This is a genomic window from Microbacterium trichothecenolyticum, from assembly GCF_000956465.1.
Taxonomy (GTDB): Bacteria; Actinomycetota; Actinomycetes; order Actinomycetales; family Microbacteriaceae; genus Microbacterium; species Microbacterium trichothecenolyticum.
In genome coordinates this window covers 168556-192706 of the sequence record NZ_JYJA01000041.1, presented here as the reverse complement: position 1 = coordinate 192706, position 24151 = coordinate 168556, and the positions used below count along the sequence as shown (strand labels likewise).

20 protein-coding genes are annotated in these 24151 nt (G+C 69.8%); 12 read left to right on the top strand and 8 right to left on the bottom strand.

All coding sequences use genetic code 11. From position 1 onward, the window contains the following. Window positions 1–5: 5 nt before the first annotated feature. The 3 genes from sucB to RS82_RS19590 form a co-directional block, all read right to left on the bottom strand. Window positions 6–1748: a 2-oxoglutarate dehydrogenase, E2 component, dihydrolipoamide succinyltransferase gene (sucB, locus tag RS82_RS19600; protein ID WP_045302613.1), complete on the bottom strand. Its 1743-nt coding sequence runs from the start codon at window positions 1746–1748 to the stop codon at window positions 6–8. Between the two features lie 62 nt (window positions 1749–1810). After that, complete coding sequence (lpdA, locus tag RS82_RS19595) at window positions 1811–3184, bottom strand: dihydrolipoyl dehydrogenase (protein ID WP_045302611.1); 1374 nt, start codon at window positions 3182–3184, stop codon at window positions 1811–1813. Beyond that, window positions 3181–4668, bottom strand: a complete 1488-nt coding sequence (locus tag RS82_RS19590) for a leucyl aminopeptidase (RefSeq protein ID WP_045302609.1) — start codon at window positions 4666–4668, stop codon at window positions 3181–3183. The genes lpdA and RS82_RS19590 overlap by 4 nt, the downstream gene beginning before the upstream one ends. An 85-nt stretch (window positions 4669–4753) precedes the next feature. Between RS82_RS19590 and RS82_RS19585 the strand changes: the two genes are divergently transcribed. The 3 genes from RS82_RS19585 (at window position 4754) to RS82_RS19575 (ending at window position 7956) form a co-directional block, all read left to right on the top strand. Then, window positions 4754–5674, top strand: a complete 921-nt coding sequence (locus tag RS82_RS19585; RefSeq protein ID WP_045302608.1) for a proteasome assembly chaperone family protein — start codon at window positions 4754–4756, stop codon at window positions 5672–5674. A 249-nt stretch (window positions 5675–5923) separates the two neighbouring features. Continuing rightward, window positions 5924–7264 (top strand): RNA polymerase sigma factor, encoded by a 1341-nt coding sequence (locus RS82_RS19580; RefSeq protein WP_045302607.1) that lies wholly within the window; start codon window positions 5924–5926, stop codon window positions 7262–7264. Continuing rightward, window positions 7261–7956, top strand: a complete 696-nt coding sequence (locus tag RS82_RS19575) for a coenzyme F420-0:L-glutamate ligase (RefSeq protein ID WP_045302605.1) — start codon at window positions 7261–7263, stop codon at window positions 7954–7956. The genes RS82_RS19580 and RS82_RS19575 overlap by 4 nt, the downstream gene beginning before the upstream one ends. Window positions 7957–8022: 66 nt before the next feature. Here the strand turns inward: RS82_RS19575 and RS82_RS19570 are convergent, their stop codons facing one another. Beyond that, window positions 8023–9045, bottom strand: a complete 1023-nt coding sequence (locus RS82_RS19570; RefSeq protein ID WP_045302603.1) for a sugar-transfer associated ATP-grasp domain-containing protein — start codon at window positions 9043–9045, stop codon at window positions 8023–8025. Between the two features lie 43 nt (window positions 9046–9088). Here RS82_RS19570 and RS82_RS19565 point away from each other — a divergent pair, with 43 nt between their 5' ends. Both RS82_RS19565 and RS82_RS19560 read left to right on the top strand, forming a co-directional pair. After that, the gene (locus tag RS82_RS19565; protein ID WP_045302601.1) at window positions 9089–9814 is read left to right on the top strand and encodes an alanine racemase C-terminal domain-containing protein; all 726 of its coding nucleotides are present in this window, start codon (window positions 9089–9091) and stop codon (window positions 9812–9814) included. Continuing rightward, entirely contained in the window at window positions 9811–10860 is a 1050-nt protein-coding gene (locus RS82_RS19560; protein ID WP_045302600.1) for an alanine racemase, read from the top strand. The genes RS82_RS19565 and RS82_RS19560 overlap by 4 nt, the downstream gene beginning before the upstream one ends. Before the next feature lie 31 nt (window positions 10861–10891). Here RS82_RS19560 and RS82_RS19555 read toward each other — a convergent pair whose 3' ends face one another. Beyond that, window positions 10892–11110, bottom strand: coding sequence for a DUF7455 domain-containing protein (locus RS82_RS19555; protein ID WP_045302598.1), 219 nt, complete (start codon window positions 11108–11110; stop codon window positions 10892–10894). A gap of 168 nt (window positions 11111–11278) precedes the next feature. On the opposite strand from RS82_RS19555, the gene RS82_RS19550 reads away from it, so the two are divergent. Then, the gene (locus tag RS82_RS19550) at window positions 11279–13360 is read left to right on the top strand and encodes a DNA gyrase/topoisomerase IV subunit B (RefSeq protein ID WP_045302596.1); all 2082 of its coding nucleotides are present in this window, start codon (window positions 11279–11281) and stop codon (window positions 13358–13360) included. 69 nt (window positions 13361–13429) lie between these two features. Here RS82_RS19550 and RS82_RS19545 read toward each other — a convergent pair whose 3' ends face one another. Then, window positions 13430–15889 (bottom strand): DNA gyrase/topoisomerase IV subunit A, encoded by a 2460-nt coding sequence (locus RS82_RS19545; protein ID WP_045302594.1) that lies wholly within the window; start codon window positions 15887–15889, stop codon window positions 13430–13432. A 68-nt stretch (window positions 15890–15957) separates the two neighbouring features. Between RS82_RS19545 and RS82_RS19540 the strand changes: the two genes are divergently transcribed. Continuing rightward, window positions 15958–17079: an alkaline phosphatase family protein gene (locus RS82_RS19540; protein WP_211255977.1), complete on the top strand. Its 1122-nt coding sequence runs from the start codon at window positions 15958–15960 to the stop codon at window positions 17077–17079. A gap of 6 nt (window positions 17080–17085) precedes the next feature. Here RS82_RS19540 and sepH read toward each other — a convergent pair whose 3' ends face one another. Further along, window positions 17086–18129 carry a septation protein SepH gene (gene sepH / locus RS82_RS19535; RefSeq protein ID WP_045302588.1) on the bottom strand — a complete coding sequence of 348 codons (1044 nt, stop codon included), beginning with the start codon at window positions 18127–18129 and terminating at the stop codon, window positions 17086–17088. A gap of 261 nt (window positions 18130–18390) precedes the next feature. Here sepH and RS82_RS19530 point away from each other — a divergent pair, with 261 nt between their 5' ends. Beyond that, window positions 18391–18684 (top strand): DUF4193 domain-containing protein, encoded by a 294-nt coding sequence (locus RS82_RS19530; RefSeq protein WP_045302586.1) that lies wholly within the window; start codon window positions 18391–18393, stop codon window positions 18682–18684. Here the strand turns inward: RS82_RS19530 and RS82_RS19525 are convergent. Beyond that, entirely contained in the window at window positions 18659–19162 is a 504-nt protein-coding gene (locus RS82_RS19525) for a DUF3093 domain-containing protein (protein ID WP_045302584.1), read from the bottom strand. The two genes, RS82_RS19530 and RS82_RS19525, sit on opposite strands and share 26 nt — an antisense overlap. Window positions 19163–19174: 12 nt before the next feature. Here RS82_RS19525 and dut point away from each other — a divergent pair, with 12 nt between their 5' ends. From dut to acnA, 4 genes are all read left to right on the top strand, one after another. Beyond that, window positions 19175–19627: a dUTP diphosphatase gene (gene dut / locus RS82_RS19520; protein ID WP_211255976.1), complete on the top strand. Its 453-nt coding sequence runs from the start codon at window positions 19175–19177 to the stop codon at window positions 19625–19627. Next, entirely contained in the window at window positions 19624–20223 is a 600-nt protein-coding gene (locus RS82_RS19515; protein WP_045302582.1) for a DUF3710 domain-containing protein, read from the top strand. The genes dut and RS82_RS19515 overlap by 4 nt, the downstream gene beginning before the upstream one ends. A 119-nt stretch (window positions 20224–20342) precedes the next feature. Next, entirely contained in the window at window positions 20343–21065 is a 723-nt protein-coding gene (locus RS82_RS19510; protein WP_045302580.1) for a DUF3159 domain-containing protein, read from the top strand. Window positions 21066–21198: 133 nt separating this feature from the next. Beyond that, window positions 21199–24027 (top strand): aconitate hydratase AcnA, encoded by a 2829-nt coding sequence (acnA, locus tag RS82_RS19505; RefSeq protein WP_045302914.1) that lies wholly within the window; start codon window positions 21199–21201, stop codon window positions 24025–24027. Window positions 24028–24151 lie beyond the last annotated feature (124 nt).

The following is a 24151-nucleotide window of genomic DNA, read 5'->3' as shown; positions in this document are numbered from 1 at the left end:
CCCGCTCAGATGCCGAGCTGGCCCTCGAACGCGGCGGCCTCCAGGCGCGTCTTCACGGCTCCGAGGAAACGAGCGGCGTCCGCACCGTCGACGACGCGGTGGTCGTACGACAGCGCCAGGTAGACATACGAGCGCACCGAGATCGCATCCTTGCCGTCGACCGTCACCACGCCGGGGCGCTTGACGACCACGCCGGTGCCGAGGATCGCGGTCTGGGGCAGGAAGACGACGGGGGTGTCGAACAGCGCGCCGCGCGAACCGGTGTTGGTCAGCGTGAACGTGCCGCCCGCGAGCTCGTCGGGCTTCAGCTTGTTGTCGCGGGTGCGGGCGGCGAGGTCTGCGATCTCGTGCGCGATCTGGGCGAGGTTCTTGCTCGCCGCGTCACGCAGCACGGGGGTGAGCAGACCGCGCTCGGTGTCGACGGCGATCGACAGGTTCTCCGTCGCCGGGTAGACGATCTGGTCGCCGTCCACCGTCGAGTTGACGACGGGGTACGCCTGGAGCGCCTCGGCGGCCGCCAGCGCGAAGAACGGCAGGAACGACAGCTTGTCGCCGGTCTTGGCCAGGAAGTCGTTCTTCACCTTGTCGCGGAACGTCGAAAGCTTCGTGACGTCGACCTCGACCACCGTCGTGAGCTGCGCCGTCGACTGCATCGACTCCACGGCCCGCGAGGCCAGCACCTTGCGCAGGCGCGACATCGGCTGCGTGGTGCCGCGCAGCGGCGAGACCTCGAGCGGCGCGGGCGCTGCCGCCGCGGCGGGAGCGGCAGGAGCCGACGCTGCCTCGGCGGCCTTGAGCACATCCTCCTTGCGGATGCGGCCGCCGACTCCGGTGCCCTTCACCGAACCGAGGTCGACACCCTGCTGCTGAGCCAGGCGCCGCACGAGCGGCGTGACGTACGTGATCCCGTCGTCCTCGGCGACCAGCGCCGGAGCAGGAGCTGCCGAGGCGGCGGGCGCTGCCGCCGGAGCCGGTGCGGCGGCGGGGGCAGCGGCCGGAGCCGGAGCCGGAGCCGGAGCGGGCGCTGCGGCCGGAGCCGCAGGAGCCGGTGCTTCAGCGGCAGGTGCAGGTGCGGCCGCCGGCGCCTCCGCGGGCGCGGCAGCCGGTGCGGCCGCGGCCGCGCCGGCCTCGCCGATGCGGGCGAGCGGGGACCCGACGGTCACCGTCTCGTCCTCGGGGACGAGGATCTCGGTGAGCACGCCCGCGAACGGCGACGGGATCTCGGTGTCGACCTTGTCGGTCGAGATCTCGAGGAGCGGCTCGTCCACGGCGACCTCGTCGCCGATCTGCTTGAGCCAGCGGGTGACCGTTCCCTCGGTGACGCTCTCGCCGAGTTCGGGGAGGACGACGTCCTTGCCGCCGCCTGCGGGGGCGGCGGGCTGCTCGGCGGCGGGCGCCGGAGCGGCCTCGGCCGGGGCGGGAGCTTCGGCGGCCGGAGCCTCGGCCGGGGTCTCCGGCGCGGCCTCGGCGGCAGCGGCCTCGGGCGCCGGGGCGGCCGCGGGGGTACCGGAGCCGTCACCGATCTTCGCCAGCACGGCGCCGACCTCGACGGTCTCGTCCTCCTGCACGAGGATCTCCTCGATGACGCCGCTGATCGGCGAGGGGATCTCGGTGTCCACCTTGTCCGTGGAGATCTCGAGCAGGCCCTCGTCCGCCTGGACCGTGTCGCCGACGTTCTTGAGCCAGCGGGTGACCGTTCCCTCGGTCACGCTCTCGCCGAGAGCGGGGAGGACCACGGATGTGCTCATGAGGATGTCTCCTTCTGAAGAAATATCGGATCTAGCTTAGTGATGGGGTGCGGCCCGAAGGGTCACAGCGCGTGCAGGGGCTTGCCTGCGAGAGCGAGGAATGCCTCGCCGAGCGCTTCGGACTGGGTCGGGTGCGCGTGGATGAAGGGCGCGATGTCTTCGGGGTGGGCCTCCCAGCCCACGACGAGCTGGCCCTCGCTGATGAGCTCGCCGACGCGATCGCCGATCAGGTGGACGCCGAGGACCGGCCCCTCCTTCGCGCGGACGACCTTGACGATGCCGCTCGTTCCGAGGATCTCGCTCTTGCCGTTTCCGGCGAGGTTGTACTCGTACGCGACGATGCCGTCCGCGCCGTGCGCGTCGGCCGCCTGCGCCTCGGTGAGGCCGACCGATGCGACCTCGGGGTGGCTGTACGTGACCTTCGGGATATGGGCATCGGGGATGACGACGGGCGAGAGCCCGGCGATCTCCTCGGCGACGAAGATGCCCTGCTGGAAGCCGCGGTGAGCGAGCTGAGGACCCGGGACGATGTCGCCGACGGCCCAGACGTGGTCGACGCCGGTGCGCAGCCGCTCGTCGGCGATGACGAAGCCGCGGTCGATCGTCACGCCCGCCTCCTCGTAGCCGAGGCCCGCTGTCGCCGGCCCGCGCCCGACGGCGACGAGCAGGTAGTCGGCGGTGAACGTCTTGCCGTCCTCGAGCGTGACGGTCACGGCGTCGGGCGTCTGCGTCGCGCCCTGGAACCGCACGCCGAGCGAGTACTGGATGCCGCGGCGCCGGAACGCGCGCTCGAGGCCTTTGCTGAGCGCCAGATCCTCGTTGGGCACGAGGTGATCGAGCGCCTCGACGATGGTGACGTCGGCGCCGAAGGAGCGCCAGACGCTCGCGAACTCGACGCCGATGACGCCGCCGCCGAGGATCACGACGCTGCCGGGGACCTCATCCAGCTCGAGGGCGTGCTCGCTGGTGAGGATGCGGCCGCCGATCTCGAGGCCGGGAAGCGTCCGGCTGTACGAACCGGTGGCGAGCACGACGTCGGTGCCGCGATACAGGTCGTCGCCGACCCGGACGGCCGGACCCGCCTCGAGGCGTCCCTCCCCGTTCACGACGGTGATGCCCCGCGCCTTGACGAGACCCTCGAGCCCCTTGTACTTCTTCGCGACGATGCCCTCTCGGTAGGCGCGCACACCCGCGGGGTCGACGCCCTCGAAGGTCGCGCGGATGCCGATGGCCGAGGCATCCCGCGCCGACTCGGCCACCTCGGCCGCATGCAGCAGGGCCTTCGTCGGGATGCAGCCGCGGTGCAGGCACGTCCCACCCACCTTGTCCTTCTCGACGAGGGCTACGGTCTTGCCGAGTTCCGCGGCGCGGATCGCGGCTGCGTAGCCGCCGCTTCCACCGCCGAGAATGACGAGATCGAAGGAGTGGTCGGTCATCGTGCCTCCTCATCGAGGTCTGCCAGGACGAAGCGGATCAGGCTGCGCACGGTGGCGGCAGTCGGTCCCTTGTCGGTGAAGCCGTACGGCGCGCCCTTGTGGGTCCCGCTGCCGGCGATGTCGAGATGCACCCAGGGGATTCGGGGCGCATCCGTCTCGTCGGCGGTGCGGCCGACGAAATGACGCAGGAACAGTCCTGCGAAGAGCGAGCCGCCCGCAGGGTCGCCGATCTTGGCGTTCTGCAGGTCGGCGATGGGGGAGTCGAGCTCCTCGACCATGTGGGCGGGAAGGGGCAGCTGCCACGCGGGCTCGCCCGTCTCGGCGGCCGCGGCGAGGTACGCGGCGACGGCGGCGTCGTCGCCCATCACCCCCGTGTGGCGCGTGCCCAGGGCTATGAGGATCGCGCCGGTGAGCGTGGCGACGTCGACGATCACGTCGGGGTTCTCGCGACTGGCCGCGACCAGTCCGTCGGCGAGCACGAGGCGGCCCTCGGCGTCGGTGTTGAGGACCTCGACGGTCGTGCCGTCGAGCAGGCGCAGCACGTCGCCGGGGCGTGTGGCGCGGCCCGACGGCATGTTGTCGGCGACGCAGAGCCACGCCGTCACCTTGACGGGAGCGCCGACGGATGCCACGGCCCGCAGCACGCCCAGGACAGTGGCGGCGCCCGCCATGTCGTACTTCATGCCGACCATCGAGGCGGCGGGCTTGAGCGACAGGCCTCCGGTGTCGAACGTGATGCCCTTGCCCACCAGCGCGACGTGCTTGTCGGCGCCCTCGGGGGCATACTCCAGGCGGACGAGGCGCGGCGGACGGTCGGAACCCTGCCCCACGCCGAGGATGCCGCCGAAGCCCTGCTCGCGCAGCGCCTCCTCGTCGAGCACCTCGACGGTGACCGGCAGGTCTGCGACGGACTCGGTAGCGCGCTGGGCGACATCGGCGGGTCCGAGCCATTCGGCCGGGGTGTTGACGAGGTCCTTGACGAGGGCGACGGATGCCGCGGTCTCGACGACCAGCTTCAGCGCCGCGTCGTCCGGCTCGGCGGTGCCGTGGACGACCACGCGCTGCGCGCGCGGCTTCGGCGCCTCGCTCTTGTAACCCTCGAAGCGGTAGCCGCCGAGCGCGGCGCCCTCCGCGGCGGCGGTCCACAGCGAAGGATCGGCGAACGGCGCGGCCACGGCGACGGTGGCGAAGCCCGTGATGGCGCGGATCGCCGCGCCCACCGCATCGCGCAGGGCCGCGGCATCCGCAGTCGAACCGGTCCCCACGACGGCCAGCGGAACCGTCGTCGCTTCCGGCGCGTACGCGCGCACCCAGGCGCCTGCGGCGCCGGTGAAGCCCACCCCCGACAGCGCCTCGCGCAGGCCCGGCCAGTCGGAGAGATCCGGGGATCCCTCGGCGTCGAGCGGGGGGAGCGCAAGGAGAAGAAGGTCGGCGTCGGACTCTCGGACAGGTGAAGTGCGGTATTCGAGGTCGGGGAACGACATGGTCTCCATCCTAGGGACGACGACTGTTCGCTCTGAGCGCGACCATCGCGACCCGACCTCGGCGGACGGCTCGTAGCATGGGTGCATGCCTTTTCCCGGCCCGCTGTTCGAGCGTGCGGCTTCTGCGCCGCCCGTCCCGCGCGGGCTGCCGCTGGTGATCACCCTGACCGGGTTCACCGATGCCGGCAGCGCCGTGAGCCGCGCGATCGACTACTTCCGCGACGAGCTCTCGCCTTCGCCGCTCGCCGTGTTCTCCAACGACACGCTGCTGGACTACCGCGCGCGCCGCCCGATCGTGTCCTTCGAGAAGGACCACCTCACCGACTACCGCCCTGCGCGCCTGGAGCTCTCGTTCGCCCACGACGCCCTCGGGCAGCCGTTCCTGCTGCTCGCCGGCTACGAGCCCGACTTCGCGTGGGATGCCTTCACCGAGGCGGTCATCGAATTCACCGAGGTGTACGGCGTGTCCACGGTGACGTGGGTCCACGCGATCCCGATGCCCGTGCCGCACACGCGGCCGATCGGCACGACGGTGAGTGGGACTCGGTCGGAACTCACCGAGGCGCACTCGGTGTGGCAGCCCCACACCCAGGTGCCGGCGACGGCGGGCCACCTGCTGGAGTACCGGCTCGCTGCCGCAGGCGTGCGCGTCGCGGGTTTCGTGCTGCTGATCCCGCACTATCTCGGCGACACCGAGTACCCGGCGGCGGCTCTCGCCGCACTCGACAGCCTCACCGTCGCGACGGGACTCGTGTTCGCGGGCGACGAGCTGCGCGAGGAGAACCGCGAGTACCTCGAGAAGGTCACCGAACAGATCGAGGGCAGCGACGAGCTCGCGCGCATGGTGCAGGGCCTGGAAGAGCGCTACGACGCCTACATGGCGGGATCCACCCTGGCGACCCCGATGATCCACACGGGCGATCTGCCCAGCGCCGACGAGCTGGCGGCCGAACTCGAGCGGTTCCTTGCGACGCGCCCGGGGGAGGACGACAAGCGCGGCTCGTGATCGCGCACACGCAGCGCGTCGGCGGAATTCGACGCCGCACCGGTGTGTTGACACCAGGGATGGAGGTGCGCCGGTCTCGGCAGGGCGATGCTGGCGGCGCACGGCAAGTATGAGATACTAGACGCTCTGACCCGTTGTCAACCGTCTTCGTGGGCATCCCTTTGGAAGATGTGGACTTGACAAGGGTCTTACTAGTGTCCGAAACCGACCGGAGAGGCGCAGAGCGCCTCGACCGGTGAAAGGCGAAACGTGACTCCAGGCACGAACACCAAGGCTCGCTCGGCCGCGAAGGACACCGAGACGGACGAGACGAAGACGGCGGCCGCCAAGAAGGCTCCGGCCGCCAAGGGCACCGCCAAGACCAAGGCCGCACCGAAGACTGCGTCCAAGCGCGCGAAGAAGTCGGACGACGACTTCGAGGACGACGTCGAGGAGCTCGACGACGACGTCGAACTCGAGGAAGACGGCGACGAGACCGAAGGCGACGCGTCGGAGGCCGGCGAGCCGGCCAAGGGCGCGAAGGCGTCGGGCGACGACGCCAACGCGACCGACGACGAGGAGGAAGAGGAGGAGAGCACCAAGCCGGCGTTCACCGAACCTCTCCCCACGGGCGCGATCGTCATCTCGTCGAGCGACGAGGACGACGTCCCGGTCTACTCGACCCAGATCACGGGCGCCACGGCCGACCCGGTCAAGGACTACCTCAAGCAGATCGGCAAGGTGCCGCTGCTGAACGCGGCCGAAGAGGTCGAGCTCGCGATGCGCATCGAGGCGGGTCTGTTCGCCGAGGAGAAGCTGTCGCACATGTCGGCGGCCGAGAAGACCTCGCAGCTCGGACTGGACCTGCAGTGGGTCGCCCGCGACGGCCAGCGCGCGAAGAGCCACCTGCTCGGCGCGAACCTGCGCCTCGTGGTGTCGCTCGCCAAGCGCTACACCGGCCGCGGCATGCAGTTCCTGGATCTCATCCAGGAGGGCAACCTCGGTCTCATCCGCGCGGTCGAGAAGTTCGACTACACCAAGGGCTTCAAGTTCTCGACGTACGCGACGTGGTGGATCCGTCAGGCCATCACGCGCGCCATGGCCGACCAGGCCCGGACCATCCGCATCCCGGTGCACATGGTCGAGGTCATCAACAAGCTCGCGCGCGTCCAGCGTCAGATGCTGCAGGACCTCGGTCGCGAACCCACGCCCGAGGAGCTCAGCCGCGAGCTCGACATGACCCCCGAGAAGGTCATCGAAGTGCAGAAGTACGGCCGTGAGCCGATCTCGCTGCACACGCCTCTCGGCGAGGACGGCGACAGCGAGTTCGGTGATCTCATCGAGGACACCGAGGCCGTGGTCCCCGCCGACGCGGTGGGCTTCACGATGCTGCAGCGTCAGCTCGAGTCGCTCCTCGACTCGCTCTCGGAGCGCGAGGCCGGCGTGATCCGCATGCGCTTCGGCCTCGGCGACGGGCAGCCGAAGACGCTCGACCAGATCGGCGACACGTTCGGGGTCACGCGCGAGCGCATTCGCCAGATCGAGTCGAAGACGATGGCGAAGCTGCGGCACCCGTCGCGTTCGCAGTCGCTGCGGGACTACCTCGAGTGAGTGAGGCGAACGCCGGCAAGGCGCTCACCGTCCAGGTCGAAGGCTCGTCGTTCGCTCGCATCCCGATCCGCACGCGGGTCGTGATGCCGGGCGACGACCTCGACGAGTTCGTCCGCGAGTACGCGGCGGAGGCCGTGCGCGAAGGCGACGTGCTGTTCGTGACGGAGAAGATCGTCGCGATCACGCAGGGTCGCTCGTACCTCGTCGAGGAGATCAAGCCGCGCAAGCTGGCGCTCTTCCTCTCGAAGTACGTCACGCGCACGCCGTACGGCATCGGCCTGGGCATGCCAGAGACGATGGAGATGGCCCTCCGCGAGTGCGGCACGATCCGCATCCTGTTCGCGGCCGCTGTCTCGGCCGTGACCAAGCTGTTCGGCCGCAAGGGCGACTTCTACCGCATCGCCGGCGACAAGGCTCGCGCGATCGACGGGCCGACGTCGGGAACGATCCCGCCTTACAACAAGGCGGTCGTGCTCGGACCCGAGCGCCCGCGCGAGGTCGCGACACACCTCAAGGCGCTGCTCGGAGGCGTGCCCGAGGTGGCGGTGGTCGACATCAACGACCTCGGCGGCAACATCCTCGGCTCCACCCTCGACAAGGGCGAAGAGAAGCGCCTCGTCTCGATCCTCAAGGACAACCCGCTGGGTCAGGGCCACCAGTCGACCCCGCTCGGCATCGTCCGCACGATCTGAGGGATTCAGCGGAAGGCGCGGCATCCTTTCGGATGCCGCGCCTTCCGCGTAACCGGGGCGTGCGGGTCAGAACCCGATCGCCGCGCGATACCGCGGCTTGTGACCGGTGCGGATGCCGGTGACGCTGGGCTTGTTCTCGTACACGCCGGCGCCCCAGTTGCCCTCGACCAGCACCGGACCGTCGGGCGTGACGACGATGTCCCAGCCGACGTACTGGATCTGCGGCACGACCCGGGCGACCTGGTCGACGAACTCCTTGACCTGGTCGATCATCGGCAGCTGGAAGTCGGCGATGACGAAACCGCTGTCGGGGTGCTTCTCGTGCACGTGGCTGTGAGAGTCGTAGCCCGCTCCGACGGCATGACCGTTCTCGTCGAGCATCGTGTAGAAGCCGCCGAAGGTCATCTGATCGCTCACGGCGCCGCGTCCGAACTTCTGCGCCATCGCCAGGATGTGGGTCTTCTCGCCGTCGAAGAACGCGGTGACGCGGGTCGTGTTCACGGTTCCGGGGCACACGGCCGCGAGGTCGGCGTGCTGGCGGATGACCTCCTCGATGAGCAGCTCGCCCCGGGAGAGCAGATCGCGGTGGAACTCGTCCCAGTCCGAGACGTCGGCCGCGTGGTAGCGGTGCACGCCCGTGCCCGCCTGGCCCACCGGCTCCTTGGTGACGATCGTGCCGTGCTTCTCGGCGAAGGCGCGCACCGCATCGGCGTTGCCCTCCTCGACCACCATCCAGTCGCGACGGAGGAACTCGCTGAACGTGCGGTCGAACTCGACCTTGTCCTGGAACAGTCCCCGATAGTCGGGGTGGTCGTACTTCTGCGAGATCTCGTTCGACACGGGGTGCGTCATGTACGTCGCCCGCTCGGCGCGGTTGAGGATCGCGAAGTCGTAGTCGACGTAGTCCTGGAAGCCGACCTGCCTGAACCCGGCCGACCACAGCATGTCGACGACGACCGCGGGGGTCCATTTGCGATGCGCGTGCGCGGTCTCTCTCGCGCGCTCGAGCACGGATCCGACATCGATGCGACGGACACGCCAGGCGAGGTAGCGAAGACGGTTCGAGAGGGCGAGGCCCTGAGAAGACATGCGTGCTCCGGGTTCGGTTCGGGGACCCCGATAGTCTAGAGGCGTGAGTTCCGCGATCCCTGGGCACGACCACGCCGCACCGGGATCGCACCCTCGCAGCGCCCCGGTCGCGCGGATCTCGCGGGCCGTGCTGACCGCGAACGCGCGCGCCGCGTGGGAGTGCGGCATCCGTTCCTACGACGCGTCGATCCTCGAAGCGGACGCCTGGGGCCACGGCGTGGAGCTCGTGCGCGACGTCATCGAGAAGGTTGGCCTCGAGGCGCAGACGCACCATGTCAGCGGGAACACGGTCGACTCGGCGCCGGTCGCGTCGCGGAGCGACATGCTCTCGGCGGCAGCACTCTTCGGGCTTCCCGGTGCCGAGCCCTCCGCCGCGCCCGCACTGCGGCTGACGGGGACCGTGCTCTCGGTGAAGGACCTCCGCGAGGGCGAGGGCGTGTCGTACGGCTACGCGTACCGCGCGTCCGCAGACACGCGCGTCGCCCTCGTCACAGGCGGCTACGCGCAGGGAATCGTGCGCGCCCTCGGCGGAGCGGTGGACGTCGCGATCGCGGGGGAGAGGCATCCCGTCGTCGGACGGGTCGCGATGGACGTGTGCGTGGTGGACATCACGGATGCCGCGGTCCGGCGCGGCGACGAGGTCCTCTTCCTCGGCGACCCTGCGCAGAACGAGCCGTCGCTCGTCGAATGGGTGCGCGCGGCGGGGCTCACCGCCGGCGAGCTGGTCACCATGGTCGGACTGCGCTCCGGCCGCGAGGAGACCGCATGAGCGCGCGACTTCACGTCGACCTCGACGCCCTGGTCGCGAACATCGCGCACGTGCGCGCGACGGTGTCTCCCGCTGAGCTGATGCTCGTGGTCAAGGACGACGCCTACGGCCACGGTCTGGGGCCTGTCGTGCGGGCCGCGGTGGCCGCGGGCGTGAACTGGTTCGGCGCCTTCGACGTGCGGACGGGCTGCGCGGTGCGAGAGGCCGTCGACGACGACGCTCGCATCTTCGCGTGGATCGCCGCTTCGCGCGGGGACCTCGACGCCGCCGTGGCGGCGCGCATCGACCTCGGCATCGGTGACGCCGATCTGCTGGAGGAGCTCGCGGAGGCCGCCCGCGATGCCCATGCCTCGATGCGTGTGCACCTCAAGATCGACACCGGACTGCACCGCAACGGCGTGCGGCCGGAGCAGTGGCCGGGTTTCGTGGCGCGCGCGGCAGCCCTTCAGACGGAGGGCGTCATCGAGGTCGCGGGGGTCTGGAGCCACATCGCCGAGGCGTCGGACGCCGAGGACGATGAAGCCCGGAGCGTCTACGAGTGGGCGCTGCGGCAGGCCACGGCTGCCGGCCTGCGCCCCGCCATGCGGCACCTGGCCGCCAGCGCCGCGTCCTTCGCGCGCCCCGAATTCCGCTACGACATGGTCCGCGTCGGGGCGTTCTGCTACGGCATCCGCTCCGCCGGGGGACCCTCTGCCGACCACCTGGGCCTCCGTCCGATCGGCCGGCTCGATGCGGACGTCGTCGAGGTCGCCGAGGAATTCGCCCGAATCGGTCTCGGTGCGCTGGACGGCCTGCCGTCATCGCTCGAGCGGCGCGCGATGGTCGGCACCCCGGCGGGCAGCCGCTCACTCGTGGCGATCGGCGCCACGGAGTCCCTTGTCGCCGCCTGGCCGGGCGCGGTCGTCGGTGACGTCGTCACGGTCTACGGACCGGGCGTCGCGGGGGAGAGCACGGCGACGGATCTCGCGGAGATCATCGGCACGATCGGTGAAGAGGTCGCCCTGCGCGTGTCACCCCTCGTGCCACGCAGATACACCCGCCGCTGAGGCGGCGGGTGCGAGTCTGCCGGACGGGCGCCTACTCGGCCAGGCGAGCGGTCTCGTCGTGCCAGGAGGTCGCGATCGCGCGGAGCTTCTCTTCGTACTTGCGACCGTGGTGTGCGCAGAACAGGAGCTCACTGCCGTTGACCTCGGCTGCGATGTAGGCCTGTGCGCCACACGAATCGCAGCGATCCGTCGCCGTGAGGCGGTATTCGAGGACGGCGCCGGTCTCGGTCGGTGTCGATAGCGTGTTCATCTCGGTGCCTCCTCGTACTGGTAGAACTCTCTTGCGGTCATGAAATACAACCACGCCGATGTTTCGAGAATGCCGCGAATAGACGACATTTCGCTGAGCGCGTACGACTGCCGACCCTGAAGCGTGTCTGCGCGGGGCTGTCGGGCGCCCCGATTACGATGGGAGATTGTGACAGCCGAGTACTCCGCCCATCATCTTCAGGTGCTCGAAGGGCTCGAAGCGGTCCGCAAGCGCCCCGGCATGTACATCGGCTCGACCGACTCGCGCGGCCTCATGCACTGCCTGTGGGAGATCATCGACAACTCCGTCGATGAGGCGCTCGCCGGCCACGGCTCGCGCATAGACATCGTGCTCCACGCCGACGGCAGCGTCGAGGTGCGCGACCGCGCCCGCGGCATCCCGGTCGACATCGAGCCGCGCACGGGGCTGACCGGCGTGGAGGTCGTCTTCACCAAGCTCCACGCCGGTGGCAAGTTCGGGGGCGGCTCGTACGCCGCATCGGGCGGGTTGCACGGCGTCGGGGCATCGGTCGTCAACGCCCTCTCGGAGCGCCTCGACGTCGAGGTCGACCGCGGCGGCAAGACGTGGGCGATGTCGTTCCACCGGGGCGAGCCCGGCATCTTCTCGAACGGCAGCCCCGACTCGGCCTTCACCCCGTTCGAGGACCGCAGCGAGCTGCGCGTCGCGGGCCGCGCCGCGAAGGGCGTGACCGGCACGCGCATCCGCTATTGGGCGGATCGCCAGATCTTCACCAAGGATGCCGCATTCAACCTCCAGGAGCTCGAGCAGCGCGCGCGCCAAACCGCGTTCCTCGTCCCGGGCCTCGAGATCGTCATCCGCGACGAGCGACCCGGCACCGAGGCCGGCGAGCCCGTCGAGACGAGTTATCGGTTCGACGGGGGAATCTCCGAGTTCGCCGACTTCCTCGCACCCGACTCCGGCGTCACCGACACGTGGCGCCTCACCGGAGACGGCAAGTTCACCGAGACCGTCCCGGTGCTGCAGCCGTCGGGCGCCATGGTGCCCACCGAGGTCGAGCGCGAGTGCCATGTCGACATCGCGGTCAGGTGGGGCACCGGCTACGAGACGGTGTCGCGCTCGTTCGTCAACATCATCGCCACGCCCAAGGGCGGCACGCACCAGCAGGGGTTCGAGCAGGGTCTCATGAAAGTGCTGCGCGACCAGGTGGCGCAGAACGCGCGCCGTCTCAAGGTCGGAGGCGACAAGCTCGAGAAGGACGACATCCTCGCCGGGCTCACCGCCGTGCTCACCGTGCGCGTTCCGGAGCCGCAGTTCGAGGGTCAGACCAAAGAGGTCCTCGGCACGCCGGCGGTCCGCCAGATCGTGACGAACGTCGTCACCCGCGAACTCACCGCGCGCTTCACGTCGCCGAAGCGCGACGACAAGGCGCAGACCTCGCTGCTGCTCGACAAGGTCGTCTCCGAGATGAAGGCGCGCATCTCCGCCCGCACCCACAAAGAGACGCAACGCCGCAAGAACGCCCTCGAGTCTTCGTCTCTGCCGGCGAAGCTCGCCGACTGCCGGTCGAACGATGTCGCCGAGTCCGAGCTGTTCATCGTCGAGGGCGACTCGGCCCTCGGCACCGCCAAGCTCGCGCGCAACAGCGAGTTCCAGGCGCTGCTGCCGATCCGCGGCAAGATCCTCAACGTCCAGAAGGCGTCGATCAGCGACATGCTGTCCAACGCCGAGTGCGCTGCGATCATCCAGGTGATCGGCGCCGGCTCGGGCCGCTCGTTCGATCTCGACACCGCCCGCTACGGCAAGATCATCCTGATGAGCGACGCCGACGTCGACGGCGCGCACATCCGCACGCTGCTGCTGACCCTGTTCTTCCGCTATATGCGACCGCTCATCGACGAAGGCCGGGTCTACGCCGCCGTGCCGCCGCTGCACCGCGTGGTCGTGATGAACCCCGGATCCAAGCCCAACGAGACGATCTACACGTACTCCGAGGCCGAGCTGCACGGACTCCTGACGAAGCTCACCAAGGCCGGCAAGCGCTGGCAGGAGCCCGTCCAGCGCTATAAGGGCCTGGGCGAGATGGACGCCGACCAGCTCGCGACCACGACCATGGATCGCAGCGGCCGGACGCTCCGGCGCGTGCGGATGCAGGACGCCGAGGCTGCGGCATCCGTCTTCGAACTGCTCATGGGCAACGATGTGGCGCCGCGCAAGGAGTTCATCATCGATTCGAGCGACCGGCTGGTGCGCGAGCGCATCGACGCGTGATCCGATCGCCGTTCCCCGCGACGACCAGAGGCGCACCGGCTGAGCCGTTGCGCCTCTCGTGCATCGGGCTCAGCGGATGCCGGTGCCCACGGCGCCGATGACGCCGTCGAGTGCGGTGCCCGACGCGTCGCGCTTCGCACCGGACTCCGGCAGGGCGCGGGTCGCACCATCCGATCCGATCGCGCGGGGATCGGTGCCGACCCAGGCGGTCGTCAGCGCGTCCTCGCCTTTCAGGAACCGGTGGGCGCGCACGCCGCCGGTCGCGCGGCCCTTGGCCGGGAACTCGCTGAACAGCGACACCTTGGCGCTGCCGGCGTCGGTACCCGCGAGCGCAGTGGTGGAGCCGGCGATCGTGACCACGACGGCGTCGAACTCCGAGGGCCCGACGACATCGAACGAGATCACCTCAGCACCGTCGGTGAGACGGATGCCGGCCATGCCTCCGGCCGAGCGGCCCTGCGGGCGCACCGACGACGCGTCGAAGCGGAGCAGCTGGGCGTCGCTCGCCACGAACACCAGCTCGGCGCCGTCGGATGCGGGGGCGGCGCCGACGACGCGGTCGCCGTCCCTGAGGGCGATGAGCTCGATATCGTGCTTGTTCGCGATCTCGCTCGCGGCGACCCGCTTCACGACGCCCTGTGCCGTGCCGATCGCGATCGGCGGCCCTTCGACGAGCGGCACGAGCGCGACGATGTGCTCGCCGCCGCTCAGACCCAGGTACTGGTCGCCGCGCGTCCCGGCCGCGAGCTGCACCGAGTTGCCGGGCACCGACGGCAGGTCGACGGGGGAGAATCGCACCAGGCGGCCGAGGTTCGTCACGGCACCGATGTCGCCGCGCGTGGTCGTGTCCACCGACGAGCGGATGGCATCGTGCTTCGAGCGCCGTGCGGGCGCGACGATGCCGCCGCCCGGTGCGTCGGCCGTGATCTCGGCGCGCACCATGCGACCCGTGGCGGAGAGGAAGACGCGGCACGGCGCGTCCGCGATCTGCAGGTCGGCGACCGCCGCCGCGGCGCGCGAGCGCGGCTGCACGGGACCGCCGTTGAGCAGGAGCGTGCGCCGGGGCGTGCCGAACGCCTCGGCGGCAGCATCCAATTCGTGCGCCACCTGCGCGCGCAGCAGCACGTCGCTGCCGAGCAGCTCCTCGAGCTGGGCAATCTCCTTCTTGAGGTTGTCGCGCTCGGTCTCGAGCTCGATGCGCGAGAACTTCGTGAGGCGACGCAGCCGCAGCTCGAGGATGTACTCGGACTGCGCCTCGGACAGATCGAAGACGCTCATGAGGCGCGTGCGCGCCTGCTCGCCGTCGTCGGACGTGCGGATGACCTGGATGACCTCGTCGATGTCGAGGATCGCGATGAGGAGGCCCTCGACGAGGTGCAGGCGTTCCTTGCGCCGCTCGAGGCGGTACCTGCTGCGGCGCGTGACGACGCTGATGCGGTGGTCGAGGTAGACGCGGAGCAGCTCGCGCAGGCCGAGGGTCTGCGGCTGCCCCTCGACGAGGGCGACGTTGTTGATGCTGAACGAGTCCTCGAGCGGCGTCAGCCTATAGAGGTGGTCGAGCACGGCCTGCGGGTCGAAGCCGGTCTTGATGCCGATCACCAGACGCAGGCCGTGGTGACGGTCGGTGAGGTCGTTGACGTCGGCGATGCCCTGCAGCTTCTTCGCGTTGACGGCGTCCTTGATCTTCTCGATGACGCGCTCGGGACCGACGAGGTAGGGCAGCTCCGTGACGATGAGGCCGGTGCGGCGCGGACCGAGCGACTCGATCGAGACCTTCGCCCGGGTGCGGAAGGTGCCGCGGCCGTTCGTGTAGGCGTCCTTGATGCCGTCCAGGCCGACGATGATGCCGCCCCCGGGAAGGTCGGGTCCGGGCACGAACTCCATCAGGTCTTCGACCGTCGCCTCGGGGTTCTCGAGCAGATGGGTCGCCGCACCGACGACCTCGATGAGGTTGTGCGGCGCCATGTTGGTCGCCATGCCGACCGCGATGCCGGTGGTGCCGTTCACGAGCAGATTGGGGAAGGCGGCAGGCAGCACCTCGGGCTGCTGGAACTGACCGTCGTAGTTCGGGATGAAGTCCACGACGTCTTCGTCGAGGTGCTCGGTGAGCGCGAGCGCCGGAGGGGCGAGCCGGGCCTCCGTGTACCGGGGCGCAGCAGGGCCGTCGTCGAGCGAGCCGAAGTTGCCGTGGCCGTCGACGAGAGGCACGCGCAGGGAGAACGGCTGGGCGAGACGGACGAGCGCGTCGTAGATGGGGGCGTCGCCATGCGGGTGCAGCTTTCCCATCACCTCGCCGACGACGCGGGCGCTCTTGACGTGGCCACGGTCGGGCCGTAGCCCCATGTCGGCCATCTGGAACAGGATGCGTCGCTGCACCGGCTTGAGCCCGTCGCGCGCGTCGGGCAGCGCACGCGAATAGATGACCGAGTACGCGTACTCGAGGAACGACGTCTGCATCTCGGAGGAGACGTCGACGTCCTCGATGCGTCCGTGGTCGGCGGGGGAGGAATCGGTGCGGGAAGCGGGCATGTGTCGATGAAGCCTCGGGTGACGGCGGGGAGCGAGGGGGCGCGGCCGCGTGTGCGAGACTGGCCCCGATGACCCTCAGCCTACCCGTGGACCCGCCGCGCGCCCGGAGCCTCACCCGTGTCGTGACCGAGATGTCGGCGGCCCTCGACGGCCGCTCGGAGTGGTTCGCCCCCGCACGGAGCGCGATCGTGTGGGTGCTCGACGGGCTCGGCGTCCACAACCTCTCGGCCCGCGCCGGACACGCCCGCTTCCTCAGCGAGGCGCGCATGAAGAAGGATGTCGCGCGCACGGTCTTCCCCTCGACCACCGCCGCTGCGCTGACGAGTCTGCTCACCGGGGCACTGCCGGGGGAGCACGGCATCGTCGGGTACCGCGCGCGAGTGCCTGGCACCGACGACGTGGTCAATCTGCTCCGCGGCTGGGACACCGACGGCCTGCCTCCCGAGTTCCAGCGCGCCGCGCCGCTGTCCGCCACGCTAGGACGGCCGTTCTTCGCGGTCTCGCGCAACGAGTACGCCGGCACTGGTTTCACGGCGGCGACCCTCGGTGACGCCGCGTTCCACGGCGCCGACGACCTCGACGAGCGCGTGAGCCTCGCCGCCGACCTCGCGGCGCAGCATCCGGGGTCCCTCATCTATCTCTATGCCCCCGATCTCGACGCGGTCGGTCACAAGCGCGGCTGGGAGTCCGACGAATGGGTCGCGGTGCTGGAGCGGGTGGATGCCGCCGCCCGGACCCTCTCGAAATCGCTCGACCGCGGCACCGGGGTGGTCGTGACGTCCGACCACGGCATGATCGACGTGCCGCGGCACCGCCACCTCCTTCTCGAGGAGGGCGACGAGCTGCTCGACGGCGTCCGCCTCATCGGCGGCGAACCTCGCATGCTCCACCTCTACACGCAGCCGGGGGCGGAGGAGGCCGTGCTCGCGCGATGGCTCGAGGCCGAGGCATCCCGTTCGTGGGTGTTCTCGCGCGCCGAACTCGAGGCGTCAGGTCTGGTGGGCCGGATCGACGCGGAGGTGGAGGCCCGCATCGGCGACGTGATCGTCGCGGCGCGCGCAGGCATCGCGTACTACGACGACCGTCTCGCCGACAAAGCGCCGCAGAAGATGATCGGGCAGCACGGGTCGCTCACCGACGAAGAGCGGATCGTTCCGCTCATCCGCCTGGGCGCGTTCGCCGGGGCCTGAGCGGCTTCAGTCGTCGGAGCGGGCGCCGAAGACGATCTCGTCCCACGAGGGCATCGACGTGCGGCCCTTGCGACGACCGGCCTCGGCGACGGCGGCCGGTGTCGGTGCCTGGTAGTCGGACGCCGTCGGCTCCGCTTCGGATGCCGACTCGTCGTAGCCCGGCTCGAGCGCATCGAACAGCGCGACCGGTGCGGGCGAGCGAGGCGCAGCGGCGATCTCTTCGGCCCCCGGAAGCGGCTCGCGCTGACCGCGGCGACGACGCAGCGCCTCGAGCAGGTCGGCGGTCTCGGCCGAGGTCACGACGGCGGGCTCGGTGGCGCGTTTGATGGCGGCCTCCTGCACGGCAGGAGCGGCCGGAGACGGGATCTCGGGCGACTCGATGTCGGCGTCAGGGAGGCGGCGTGGGCCGAACGCTCCGCTGTCGAAGCGGGAGTCGTCCTTCGGCGGCACGGCGTCCAGGGCGCGGAGCCGGGGGATGAGCCCCTCGGGGAGCGAGCCCTGACGGGACAGCTGGATGGCGTCCGCGTTCAGCGGCGACAGCGTGCTGCGGCGCGGATCGAAGCCCCAGCGGGCGTCGTGGCCGATGTCGTTCGAGGTGAACTCGAGCTTGACGGTCCAGCCGGTCGGCTCCTTCCAGCTCGTCCAGCGTTCGCCGATCGCGCCGGCCTCGGCGAGCTTGGCGCGCACCGCGGAACCGAACGTCGTCTGCCCGTCACCTTCGAAATCGCCGCCGAGCAGCACCGGGACGGCCAGTGCCTGACCCACGATGTGCTCGCGCTCGGCGAGCACGGGACCCTCGAAGCGCACGATGTCCTCGACGCGGGCGCCGAGGAGCTCTGCGACCTCACGTGCGGACAGCCCCGACCGGATGTGCGCCTGGATCTCGCGGGGGCTGGGGCGGGGGGTCTGCGCGTCGGACTCGCGCTCGCGGCGCGCCTTGCGCAGCTCACCGCGCAGGACGTCGTCGACGTCGAGCGTGAATCTCTCGCCGGACTCCGTCGCCAGGATGAGCTTGTCGTCCTCGGTTCCGATGACTTTGAGCTGTTCCATGCGGACGCTCCCTGCTTCTCGTGCCGGCTCTTGGCTGCGCTTTCCCGGCGGACTCACGGCTTCAGAGCCCGCCTGTGCGCCCATCGTGTCATAGCGCACCGCGACGACCGGGAATATCCCGCGCGTGCCGCGAGTTTCACGCGAACGCACGGTCAGGATGGCGCCGGATCGCATTTGCGAAAAGGGGAATGGTCGTGCAAACTATCGCCGCCCGCAAGGGCGAGCGCAACCGCGAATACCCGGAAGTTGAGATCTTCACGCATGGCCACCGATTACGACGCCCCCCGCAAGACCGAGGACGACAGCGAGTCGATCGAAGCGCTCAAGGAGCGCGTTCCCGACAAGCTCTCGGGCTCGGTCGACGTGGAGGACGCCGACAACCCGTCGGGCTTCGAGCTGCCCGGTGCCGACCTGTCGGACCTCGAGCTCGACGTCGTCGTTCTACCCGCCCAGGAGGACGAGTTCACCTGTTCGAACTGCTTCCTCGTGAAGCACCGCTCGCAGCTCGATCACGAGACCGCAGACGGCCCTATCTGTACTGAGTGCGCCGCGTGATCTGAGCCCGCCGTACTGCGGCGGCCAGCCGGTCCGGCGTCCGCGAGGAGATGACCCACGCGGTCGTCGGATCATCGGCATCAGTCACTGGGAGCACGACGACTCCGTCGATCCCGCCCCGGATGAGATGCCACGACCTGGGGTCCAGACCAGCACCGCGCGCGTGGCGCGCGTCCTCCCCGACGTGTACCGCGCCGTCGCCGAGGAACTCGACACCGATGTGCGCGCGCCCGGCCCGCAGCTCGCCGTCGCGGACCTCGACGACGGGTGCAGCCAGGATCAGCAGCGCGATCAGCAGGATGCCGATGCCGGCGCCCACGATGAGAGCGATCGTCGTGTCGATGGGTGTGACGACGAGCGCCGCCATCGGCGCCGCCATCCCCGCAGCGACCAGGATCCACAGCGACGGGCCGAGCCGCTCGCGATAACCGTCGGCAGGGCCGGTTCGGGCACCGGCATGAGGCGTTGAGTTCTGCATTACCCTCGTTGGGTGACTGAAACGGTGGACGTCCCCATTATCGCCCCCGACGTCCCGGTGTACGCGCACCCTGGGGACGCCGGAGCCGACCTCGTCGCCGCCGAGGCGGTTCGCCTCGAGCCCGGTGAGCGCGCTCTGGTCGGCACCGGCGTGCGGATCGCGCTGCCGGAGGGGTATGTCGCGTTCGTGGTCCCGCGCAGCGGCCTGGCCGCCAAGCACGGGATCACGGTCGTCAACGCGCCCGGCACGATCGACGCCGGCTACCGCGGCGAGATCAAGGTGATCCTGCTGAACACCGATCGGGCGCAGGCGCACGACATCGCCGTCGGCGACCGCATCGCGCAGATCATCGTGATGCCGGTGCCGCGCGCCGTATTCATCCCCGTGGAAACCCTGCCCGACAGCGTGCGCGGCGAGGGCGGCTTCGGCTCCACGGGCTACCAGAAGGACGGAGTCCTCGCATGACCGACCCCTCATCCGTCGAAGGCCCGCGCAAGGTCGCACCCGACGACCGCGCCTCGACCGGCCCGTTCGACGAGTCCGAGGCCAACCCGGTCCGCCCCTACATCGATCTCGGGGGGATCAAGATCCTCCCTCGTGAGGGCCTCAACCTCCGCCTCGAAGTCGAGGAGCAGACCAAGCGCATCGTGGCCGTCGGCCTGGACTACGCCGGTTCGACCCTTCAGGTGCAGCCGTTCGCCGCGCCCCGCTCGGCCGGCCTCTGGGAGGAGACGCGCGAGCAGATCCGCCAGCAGATCCGCCAGCAGGGCGGCCGCGTCGAGGAGCGCGAGGGACCGCTGGGTCCCGAGCTCCTCGCCGAGGTGCCCGTGATCGCCGGCGCCGACGGCACGGCGGGCAAGCGCCTCGCGCGCTTCGTCGGCGTCGACGGCCCGCGCTGGTTCCTGCGCGGCGTGATCGGGGGTGCAGCGACGGCCGACGTCGAGGCCGCGGCCGCCGTCGAGGACCTGTTCCGTTCGATCGTCGTCGTCCGCGGCGGCTCGCCGATGCCGCCCCGCGACCTCATCCCGCTGAAGATGCCGGCGACGCCGGGCTCCGCGTGAGCGACACCTCGCGCCCCGACGACGCGTCGGAATCCACCGCGGACGGTGCAGCCGACCGCCCCCCGGGACACACGGTCCCCACGACCCCTTCACACTCCGCTGACGCGTCTCGCGGAGCCTTGGACGACGCGGGCCCCGCTGCCCCCACTGCGTCCGAGGTGCTCGGCGCCGCCCTGGGCGGGGCCGCGCGCCGGGCCGGTCTCGACCCGGCCGAGGGCAAGACCACCGGGCACGTCGTGTGGGCCGCGATGGGCGGCTGGCGCGGCATCCTCGAGTCCGTCCTTCCGGGCGTCGTGTTCCTCGTCGCCTGGACGGCCACGTACGACGCCGCCGCGAAGTCGGGAAACCTCCTCCTGAGCCTCGCGCTGTCGGTCGGCCTCGCCGCGGTCTTCACAATCGTGCGCCTGATCCAGCGGCAGTCTGCGAGCGCCGCGATCGGGGGCCTGATCGCGGCAGCCGCGGCGGCGGGCCTGTCCCTGTGGACCGGCAGGGGAGAGGACAGCTTCATCCCCGGCTTCCTCACCAACACGCTGTACGGCACGGCGTTCCTGGTGTCGGCGCTCATCGGGTGGCCGCTCATCGGCCTGGCCGTCGGCTTCCTCATGGGGGAGGGCACCGCGTGGCGCGCCGACAAGCGCAAGCGGCGCGTCTTCTTCTGGCTGTCGATCGCGTGGGCTTCACTGTTCGCGCTCCGCCTGATCGTGCAACTCCCGCTGTACTTCGCGGGCGACGTCGCTGCGCTCGGCACGATCAAGCTGATCATGGGCCTGCCGCTGTTCGCGCCATTGGTCGCGGTCACATGGCTCGCCGTGCGCGCGCTCTATCCACGCGCCTCCAAGTGATACATTTATCTCGACATCAAGATAAATTTCCCCCGAACCGTTAGGTCGACCTCACTAGCCGAGGGCTCCGGAGCGGGGGAAGATGGGGATGCCGGACTCCGGCACGATCCCGCCGCCGACGAAGGAGACAGACGTGTCCACGGTTGACAGCTTCGGTGCGAAGAGCACCCTGACGGTCGGCAGCACCGACTACGAGATCTTCCGCATCGACACCGTCCCCGGTTACGAGAAGCTCCCGTTCAGCCTGAAGGTGCTGCTCGAGAACCTGCTCCGCACCGAGGACGGCGCGAACGTCACCAAGGAGCAGATCGAGGCGCTCGGGTCGTGGGATGCCGCGGCCGAGCCGAACACCGAGATCCAGTTCACGCCGGCTCGCGTCGTGATGCAGGACTTCACCGGCGTTCCCTGCATCGTGGACCTCGCCACCATGCGCGAGGCGGTGGCCGCCCTGGGTGGCGACGCCACCAAGATCAACCCGCTCTCTCCCGCCGAGATGGTCATCGACCACTCCGTCATCGCGGACCTCTTCGGCACCGAGAACGCCCTCGAGCGCAACGTCGAGATCGAGTACGAGCGCAACGGCGAGCGGTACCAGTTCCTCCGCTGGGGCCAGACCGCGTTCAACGACTTCAAGGTCGTCCCCCCGGGCACGGGCATCGTCCACCAGGTCAACATCGAGCACCTCGCGAAGGTCATCTACGACCGCTCCGTCGGCGGCGTCCTCCGTGCATACCCCGACACGTGCGTCGGCACGGACTCGCACACCACGATGGTCAACGGCCTCGGCGTGCTGGGCTGGGGCGTCGGCGGCATCGAGGCAGAGGCGGCCATGCTCGGCCAGCCCGTCTCGATGCTCATCCCCAAGGTCGTGGGCTTCAAGCTCTCGGGCGCGATCCCGACGGGCGTCACGGCGACCGACGTCGTGCTGACCATCACCGACATGCTCCGCAAGCACGGCGTGGTCGGCAAGTTCGTCGAGTTCTACGGCGAGGGCGTCGCATCGGTCCCGCTCGCGAACCGCGCGACCATCGGCAACATGAGCCCGGAGTTCGGCTCGACCGCCGCGATGTTCCCCATCGACAGCGTGACCGTCGACTACCTGCGCCTCACGGGCCGCGACGAGCAGCAGCTCGCGCTGGTCGAGGCCTACGCCAAGGAGCAGACGCTCTGGCACGACGCCTCTCGCGAGCCGGTCTTCAGCGAGTACATGGAGCTCGACCTCTCGACGGTGGTCCCGTCGATCGCCGGCCCCAAGCGCCCGCAGGACCGCATCATCCTCTCGCAGGCGAAGCAGCAGTTCGAGAGCGACCTCACCAACTACGCCGAGGTCGATCACGATCTGGTCGATCTCGAGGGCTCGGAGTCGTTCCCGGCGTCCGACCCGCCCGGAAACTCGCCCGAGGACGAGTACAGCCTCCACGAGCACCACCACCACAGCCACGCGCCGGCGACGGCGTCGAAGCCGACCCCGGTGACGCTCGAGGGCGGCGAGAAGTTCGTGCTCGACCACGGCGCCGTGACGATCGCCGCGATCACGTCGTGCACCAACACCTCGAATCCGTCGGTGATGCTCGCCGCCGGCCTCCTCGCCCGCAACGCGGTCAGGAAGGGCCTCAAGGCCAAGCCGTGGGTGAAGACCACCCTCGCGCCCGGCTCGAAGGTCGTCACCGACTACTACGAGAAGGCCGGTCTCACCAAGGACCTCGAAGACCTGGGCTTCTTCACCGTCGGGTACGGCTGCACCACCTGCATCGGCAACTCCGGGCCCCTCATCGAGGAGGTCTCCGCGGCGATCAACGAGAACGATCTCGCCGTCACCGCCGTGCTGTCGGGCAACCGCAACTTCGAGGGTCGCATCAACCCCGACGTGAAGATGAACTACCTCGCGAGCCCGCCGCTCGTGATCGCGTACTCGCTCGCCGGTTCGATGAACTTCGACTTCGAGGTCGACGCCCTCGGCACCGACCAGGACGGCAACGACGTGTTCCTGCGCGACATCTGGCCGGACTCGGCCGAGGTGCAGGCCACGATCGACTCGTCGATCAACAAGGACATGTTCACCCACCAGTACGCGAGCGTCTTCGAGGGCGACGAGCGGTGGCGGACCCTCCCGACGCCGACCGGCGACGTGTTCGAGTGGGACGAGGCCTCGACCTACGTGCGCAAGCCCCCGTACTTCGACGGAATGACGATGGAGCTGACCCCGGTCAGCGACATCTCGGGCGCGCGTGTCATGGCGACGCTGCTGGACTCGGTCACGACCGACCACATCAGCCCTGCCGGCAACATCAAGGCCGACAGCCCGGCCGGTCAGTACCTGGCCGCCCACGGTGTGGACCGCAAGGACTTCAACTCGTACGGCTCGCGCCGTGGCAACCACGAGGTGATGATCCGCGGCACATTCGCGAACATCCGTCTGAAGAACCAGCTCGTCCGCGAGGTCAACGACGGCGCCGAGGTCGAGGGCGGATTCACGCGCGACTTCACGCAGGCCGGCGGACCCCAGTCCTTCATCTACGACGCCAGCCAGAACTACCAGGCCGCGGGCACGCCGCTGGTCATCTTCGGCGGCAAGGAGTACGGCTCAGGCTCGTCGCGCGACTGGGCGGCCAAGGGCACGAGCCTGCTGGGCGTGAAGGCGGTCATCACCGAGAGCTTCGAGCGGATCCACCGCTCGAACCTCATCGGAATGGGCGTCGTGCCGCTGCAGTTCCCGGCCGGCGAGAGCTGGAAGTCGCTGGGTCTGGACGGCACCGAGATCGTCTCGATCTCGGGTCTCGAGCAGCTCAACGAGGGCGTCACGCCGAAGACCGTCAAGGTCACCGCGGAGCCCAGCGAGTTCTCGCCGGAGGGCAAGCAGACGGTCGAGTTCGACGCGGTCGTCCGCATCGACACGCCCGGTGAGGCCGACTACTACCGCAACGGCGGCATCCTGCAGTATGTGCTGCGCTCGCTGGTCTGACAGCTGATTCACGGGGGACCGGATGCTCCCCACGCCCCTCCACGTGTCGCTTCGCGCCACGCGGAGCCTCGGGCGTGTGGCCCAGCATCCGGTCCCCCCTTCATGCCGCGGGTAGACTTGCAGA

What these genes read in the sequence shown, in the direction of transcription:
- RS82_RS19590 (WP_045302609.1), bottom strand. Translation starts at nt 4,668, where the DNA reads ATGTCGTTCCCCGACCTCGAATACCGCACTTCACCTGTCCGAGAGTCC.
- RS82_RS19530 (WP_045302586.1), top strand. Translation starts at nt 18,391, where the DNA reads ATGGCCACCGATTACGACGCCCCCCGCAAGACCGAGGACGACAGCGAG.
- RS82_RS19560 (WP_045302600.1), top strand. Translation starts at nt 9,811, where the DNA reads ATGAGCGCGCGACTTCACGTCGACCTCGACGCCCTGGTCGCGAACATC.
- RS82_RS19555 (WP_045302598.1), bottom strand. Translation starts at nt 11,110, where the DNA reads ATGAACACGCTATCGACACCGACCGAGACCGGCGCCGTCCTCGAATAC.
- RS82_RS19570 (WP_045302603.1), bottom strand. Translation starts at nt 9,045, where the DNA reads ATGTCTTCTCAGGGCCTCGCCCTCTCGAACCGTCTTCGCTACCTCGCC.
- sepH (WP_045302588.1), bottom strand. Translation starts at nt 18,129, where the DNA reads ATGGAACAGCTCAAAGTCATCGGAACCGAGGACGACAAGCTCATCCTG.
- RS82_RS19540 (WP_211255977.1), top strand. Translation starts at nt 15,958, where the DNA reads ATGACCCTCAGCCTACCCGTGGACCCGCCGCGCGCCCGGAGCCTCACC.
- sucB (WP_045302613.1), bottom strand. Translation starts at nt 1,748, where the DNA reads ATGAGCACATCCGTGGTCCTCCCCGCTCTCGGCGAGAGCGTGACCGAG.
- lpdA (WP_045302611.1), bottom strand. Translation starts at nt 3,184, where the DNA reads ATGACCGACCACTCCTTCGATCTCGTCATTCTCGGCGGTGGAAGCGGC.
- RS82_RS19585 (WP_045302608.1), top strand. Translation starts at nt 4,754, where the DNA reads ATGCCTTTTCCCGGCCCGCTGTTCGAGCGTGCGGCTTCTGCGCCGCCC.
- RS82_RS19515 (WP_045302582.1), top strand. Translation starts at nt 19,624, where the DNA reads ATGACCGACCCCTCATCCGTCGAAGGCCCGCGCAAGGTCGCACCCGAC.
- RS82_RS19545 (WP_045302594.1), bottom strand. Translation starts at nt 15,889, where the DNA reads ATGCCCGCTTCCCGCACCGATTCCTCCCCCGCCGACCACGGACGCATC.
- RS82_RS19525 (WP_045302584.1), bottom strand. Translation starts at nt 19,162, where the DNA reads ATGCAGAACTCAACGCCTCATGCCGGTGCCCGAACCGGCCCTGCCGAC.